5 protein-coding genes are annotated in these 4,390 nt (G+C 38.5%); all 5 read right to left on the reverse strand.

All coding sequences use genetic code 11. The features are described from left to right. Nucleotides 1-457 (reverse strand): phosphoribosylformylglycinamidine cyclo-ligase (locus Q8907_13280; protein ID MDP4275243.1); only part of this gene is annotated, 457 nt, incomplete at its 3' end. A gap of 10 nt (nt 458-467) precedes the next feature. Continuing rightward, nucleotides 468-869, reverse strand: a complete 402-nt coding sequence (locus Q8907_13285; GenBank protein ID MDP4275244.1) for a hypothetical protein — start codon at nt 867-869, stop codon at nt 468-470. A 150-nt stretch (nt 870-1,019) separates the two neighbouring features. Further along, nucleotides 1,020-3,209, reverse strand: a complete 2,190-nt coding sequence (locus Q8907_13290) for a glutamine synthetase III (GenBank protein MDP4275245.1) — start codon at nt 3,207-3,209, stop codon at nt 1,020-1,022. A 237-nt stretch (nt 3,210-3,446) separates the two neighbouring features. Continuing rightward, a complete protein-coding gene (locus tag Q8907_13295) occupies nt 3,447-4,094 on the reverse strand; it encodes a GDSL-type esterase/lipase family protein (GenBank protein MDP4275246.1) in 648 nt (215 codons plus the stop codon). An 86-nt stretch (nt 4,095-4,180) separates the two neighbouring features. Beyond that, a partial coding sequence (locus tag Q8907_13300) for a hypothetical protein (GenBank protein ID MDP4275247.1) occupies nt 4,181-4,390 on the reverse strand: 210 nt, incomplete at its 5' end.

The following is a 4,390-nucleotide window of genomic DNA, read 5'->3' on the forward strand; positions in this document are numbered from 1 at the left end:
CCACATCGGCAGTTTCGCCACCGGTTGATTTGATATTGACCCCCATTTCCCTTAATTTCTCGAGAAATTCTTCAGTACCATTAATAATGGCAGAAATCACTTCGCCGGGGATCTTATTTTTATTGCGGCCAATTGTAGAAGAAAGCAGGATATTATCAACAGCGCCCACACAAAGCAGGTCGTCAATATTCATCACTATGGCATCCTGGGCAATGCCTTTCCATACGGACAAATCGCCGGTTTCCTTCCAATACATATAAGCCAGTGATGACTTTGTTCCTGCACCATCGGCATGCATGATGTTGCAAAAATTCTCATCGTTGCCCAAGGTATCCGGGATTATCTTGCAAAAAGCTTTGGGGAAAATCCCCTTATCAATATTTTTTATTGCCTGGTGTACATCTTCTTTTGCGGCGGATACGCCACGCAAATTGTACCTGGAGCTGTTTTCTGTCATTATTTCATCCTCAATTCAAAATCCAACTTTTAGCTGCATCAATATCCTTAAAATATTGTATAGCTATTTCCTCCTCAATATCATCGGTTTGTATGTGATCCACCGATACAGTTTTATAAATATCAACAGGTACAACAATTGCGTATTTCTTCACTCCCAGTTCAATCACCTGTTCCAGGAAAAATTTCACAATCCAGTCTTGTACCTCCTGGGTTACATTAAAATTAAAATTGGTTGTATCTATCAGTACTTTTAAGGGCATGCATTCTTTAATCTGCGCTAATACTTTTACCATTTCATCCTTAAAAGAATCCTTTGTCAAGACACTTGATTCAGTTAGCCAGGTTGAACAGATAAAATTCTGCTCTTTGAAATAATCCGTAGTAGAGTAAAGACTTTTATATACAAGCATTTAAAAATTATTTATACTACAAACCAAGTAAATAACCACAAGATAATTTTTTAAAAGTATAAAAATACAACCAGAATTAAAAAAGAAAAAGAGCATGCAAAAATAATTGTTTTGCATGCTCTTTTTTATAAAAATTCGAAAAACTACTAATTAGCGGGTAAACAGTAATTCACGATATTTAGGTAAAGGCCACATTTCGTCATCAATGATGAGTTCGAGATGGTCAATATGATCACGAATTTCATCCATAAAGGGTTTCACAGTTTCAGCATAAGCCTTGGCTTTTTCTTCTGCGCTGTCCAGATGATTAGCCACTTTCCTGGCTTCAGTCATCTCTTCAGTCTTAATTCTTATCTGGGCAGCCCTTGAGCCGATATTCTTAATAAGTTCAAGCTTGCCTTCAATAAGGTCTTTAGCTTCTTTGGCATCAAAAATTTCCTTTATTCCTTTAACATTCTGGATTAAAACATTCTGATATCTCACAGCAGTAGGAATAATATGATTGATAGCCAAATCGCCCAAAACCCGGGCTTCGATCTGAAGTTTCTTGGTATAAATTTCAAGACTAACTTCATACCTTGCTTCCAATTCTTTTTCGGTGAAAATCTTATTATCGGTGAAAAGTTTTATGCTCTTGGGACTTACATATTGTTTTAATGCATCATAAGTCTTGGCGATATTGGGCAAACCCCGTTTTTCGGCTTCAATAACCCATTCTTCACTGTAATTGTTTCCATCAAATCTAACTGGTTTGGTTTCGATGATCAAGCGGCGTAATACCTGCAAAATAGCTTCGTCTTTCTTGACCTCTTTTTCAATGATCGAATCAACTTCTTTCTTGAATTTAATCAACTGGTTGGCTACAGCAGTATTAAGGGCAATCATAGCCGAAGCGCAGTTGGCACTTGAGCCCACAGCCCTGAATTCGAAACGGTTACCGGTAAATGCAAAGGGAGAAGTTCTGTTTCTGTCGGTATTATCCAGCAAAATTTCAGGGATCTTACCGATATTTAATTTCAATTCCGTTTTTTCGTCCGGGGTCATCTTTTCTTCGCTTACTCTTTCTTCAAGCTGATCGAGCATTCTTGAAAGCTGAGAGCCTAAGAATACAGAGATGATAGCAGGAGGAGCTTCATTGGCGCCCAAACGATGTTCATTACCTGCAGAAGCGATAGCAGCACGCAGAACTTCAGCATTATCCTGAACAGCCTTTACAGTATTGAGAACAAACATAAGGAACTGCATATTGGTTCTCGGAGTTTTTCCCGGAGAGAATAAATTAACGCCGGTGTTGGTAGACAAACTCCAGTTGGAGTGTTTTCCTGAACCATTAATGCCCTGGAAAGGTTTTTCATGGAACAGCACTTTAAAATGATGATGACGTGCCGTACGGCGCATGATTTCCATCATCAACATATTGTGGTCAACCGAAAGATTGGTTTCCTGAAAAACAGGAGCGCACTCAAACTGGTTAGGAGCAACCTCATTGTGACGGGTCTTGATGGGAATACCCAGTTTGTAAGCTTCAATTTCGATGTCCCGCATGTAGGCAGCAACTCTTTCAGGAATAGTACCGAAATACTGATCTTCCAACTGCTGATCCTTAGCAGATGCATGTCCCATAAGGGTTCTTTCGGTTAACATCAAATCAGGCCTTGCTTCAGCCAATGATTCGTCCACCAGGAAATATTCCTGTTCCCAACCCAAATTTGAGTTTACTTTAGATACATCTTTATCAAAATACTGACAAACATCAACTGCAGCTTTATCAACAGCACCTAAAGCTTTTAAAAGAGGAGTCTTGTAATCAAGAGCTTCACCCGTATATGAAATGAAAATTGTAGGAATACATAAAGTATTGTCAAGAATAAAGGCAGGAGAAGAAGGATCCCATGCAGTATATCCACGGGCTTCGAAAGTATTTCTAATACCGCCACTGGGGAAACTGGAAGCATCAGGTTCCTGCTGTACAAGTAATTTTCCGGAGAATGTCTCAACCACTCCACCTAAATCAGCAGGTTCAGCGAATGCATCATGCTTTTCTGCAGTACCTTCTGTTAGAGGATGAAACCAATGAGTATAGTGAGTAGCGCCAAGTTCCATAGCCCAAGCCTTCATGCCGGCAGCAACCTGATCTGCAACCTTACGATCAATGCGGGTACCTTTTTCAATTGCGGCACGTACGCTCTGAAAAGCTTCCTTGGAAAGATATCTTTGCATCTTGGTATAATCAAAAACATTTATTCCAAAATATTCAGAAGTCTTGCCTTTAGGAACCTCAACTTTTAGAGGCTGTCTGGTTAAGACATCCTCTAATGCCTTAAATCTAAATCTTGCCATAAAATATAATTTTTAAATTATTTTATATCTACCGATGCAAATATATAATTTATTCATAATATACCCCCAAATTATTAGAAAATTTTTACAATTTTTAATATTTTTTTTGACCTGGTCATATTTTTTTCACATTAAAACACGATAAAAAGACAATTTCATTTTATTAGATCAAAAAAATAAAATTTTCAATTATTTTCCACATTGACTAAAATAATTCAGGAGTAGCATCAAAATATTTTAATTTTTTCTGATTTTGGAAGCAATCTCTTTGGCAATAATTCCTGCCCCCTGTGGATTGGGATGAATTCCATCGTTAAACATCTCCGGTTTCCCGGTCAAAGGGGTGTATAAATCAATGAGTTTTGACCTGGTCTTTCTGGCAACCTTCTTCACTAAGGGGATAATTTCACCATGTATGACGGAATCATTAATGCCCCATTTCGTTTCGAAACAGGGGACAGGCAAACACAACCAGATCTCAGGCTTAGTTTTTAAGCCTTTAAAAGTATTCACCAGTTCAACATAGTTGGATTCAAACTCGCTTTTATATTTCCAATTGACCGGTTTGGAATCATTCGTACCCAATTTAATGATCACAATATTGGGCTGATAATCCAGAGCTTCTTGATAGGCCTTTTGGTTTATGTAAGGACTGTTCCCCTTCTTGAGTAAAGTTGTACCACTTACTCCAAAATTTTTCACTTCCCATCCCGGCCCCAAAATACGGCCAAGCTGTGCCGGATAACTGTCGACACTCCTGTTTTTAATGGTTGCCCCGTATGTAATGCTGTTGCCAATACAAGCTACGCGGACTTGTGAAAATAAAGCGGCATTGATGAAAAATGAACATAAAAAAACGGTAATTAACAGGTTTAATCTTTTCATTTCGTGGATAAATTAAGGTTATATATAAATTTCAATAAAATATATTTATGGATAAATATTCCGGACCTCTTCCTTATTTATGCCAGTCATTTGCACCATTGCGAGGCATATTTCCGGATTGCCACAGCCCAGAATTCGCCTAATTTTTGAGCGCCGGCAACATTGGGATGCAGATAAAAAGTTCCGTCGTATCCCTTTTCCGGGGCCAGATACTGCAAATAATTCATCCGGAAGAAATCAAATGCTTTGGTATCTCCCAGGACTACGCAAGGTTTATTGTTTTCCGCCAGCTTTTC

This window comes from Bacteroidota bacterium (genome assembly GCA_030706565.1).
In the GTDB taxonomy this organism is placed as follows: domain Bacteria; phylum Bacteroidota; class Bacteroidia; order Bacteroidales; family JAUZOH01; genus JAUZOH01.